The following is a 1735-nucleotide window of genomic DNA, read 5'->3' as shown; positions in this document are numbered from 1 at the left end:
GAAAGAAGGGCAGCGCAGCCCCGGATCGCGGTCCGGGGCTGCGTCAGTGCTTTACTCGCTGATGCGGTACCAGTCAGCAATGTTCCACAGCTCGCTATCCCATGTGTTCAGGATCACGCCGCCAAGTGTGACGGAATGTGCCGAGACACGGCCACGGTCAACCAGTGGCACGATGATGTTGCTTTCCTTGGTCAGGATATCATTCAGCGCGCGGCCAATCCTGCCCCGTTCTTCGATGTCAGCCGTCATTGTCATCTCGGTCCACAGCGCTTCATAGGCCGGGTCACAGATACGGTTGATGTTCTCGCCCTGCCACTGTGTTTCCGGCGATGGGATGTTGTCGCACAGATATGCGCCCAGATAGGCCTGTGGGTCGGTGCCGGGGAAGTTGTTGGCGTACATTTCCACGTCTGCATAGAAACGCTGGAATGTGTCGGGCGAACCGGGGTCACCGCCAAAGAAGACACCCGCATCAATGTTGCGCAGTTCGGTTTCAACACCGATCTCTTCCCACCACTGCTTGATCAGGGCCTGGAAGTCCTGACGCACCGCGTTTGTGGATGTCTGAAACAGGATCGACAGGCGCACACCGTCTGCGTTCACGCGCACACCGTCGGACCCCATCAGGAAGCCAGCTTCATCCAGCAGGGCATTCGCGCGCTCCATGTCCTGTGTCAGACAGGCTGTGTTGTCGGATGCATAGATCGCTGGCGCAGGAACAAGGTTACATGTCGCGCGACCGGCCTGACCATAGCCTACTTCAACCAGCAGATCGCGGTCGATGGCGATAGAAAGCGCCTCACGCACGCGGGCATCTGTCAGGAAGGGATGTGGTGCGGCCACAGTCGAGCGCACGCCTTCTTCGAGTGCCGGCGACGGGTCGGTCAGGTTCATCTCGATCCGCTCGACCAAAGTGCCGAATGCGGACACAGGCACACCCATGCCACCTTCGGCCATCGAGGAGATCACATCAGGTGCCAATTGCAAGTTCCAGGCGTAGTCGAATTCGCCTGTTTCCAGAACGGCACGCCCTGCGGCAGTCGCATCGCCGCCACCCTTGAAGGTCACTGTGGCAAAGGCAGGCTTGCTTGGGTCACGGTAATTCGGGTTGGCTTCAAACTGAACCACGTCATTGACGCGGAAGTCTGTCACCACAAACGGGCCGGTGCCGATGGGGTTAAAGTTGGCATCGGTACATTCGGGTGCGCGGGGTCCAAGACATTCGGCAAACTGGGCGGCCTGAATGATCGGTGACTCATTCCCTACAAACGCCTGATACGGGTTTGGTGCGGGACCGGTGAAGTTCACTTTCACGGTCTTTTCGTCGATCATCTCGACGCTTTCGACGTTCGAGAATTTCGCGCCCTGCGCACAGCCACCACCTTCTGCGGTGCAGTATTCCCATGTGAACTGCACATCGCGCGATGTGACCGGTGTGCCATCGGACCAAAGCACGTCAGGGTCAATCTGCCAGGTGATCGAGGTCAGGTCTTCGGACACGCCGCCGTTGCTGACGGTCGGAATGGCTGTGGCCAGAAAGGGCACCATCATGCCGGTTTCGTCATAGCGCGCCAGTGGCTCGAGCACGAGGCTGGCGGCTTCGATGTCTTTTGTACCACCCGACAGGAACGGGTTCATGATTGAGACAGCTTGCCAATAGATGATATTGACGTTGCCGTCGCGGCCGCGCTCTTGCGCGTTGGCCATCGGCGCAAGCGCAAGGCAGGCAACAGCG

General features: G+C 59.0%; 1 protein-coding gene. It reads right to left on the bottom strand.

Translation table 11 applies throughout. From position 1 onward, the window contains the following. Positions 1-51: 51 nt before the first annotated feature. Positions 52-1735, bottom strand: a 1684-nt coding sequence (locus VGP75_RS13175) for a peptide ABC transporter substrate-binding protein (protein ID WP_327544110.1), incomplete at its 5' end; no start/stop codon positions are given.

Origin of the sequence: Yoonia sp., from assembly GCF_036007805.1 — a bacterium.
In the GTDB taxonomy this organism is placed as follows: domain Bacteria; phylum Pseudomonadota; class Alphaproteobacteria; order Rhodobacterales; family Rhodobacteraceae; genus Yoonia.
Note: the sequence above shows the minus strand (reverse complement) of the source record. Positions and strands in the feature narration are given on the sequence as shown.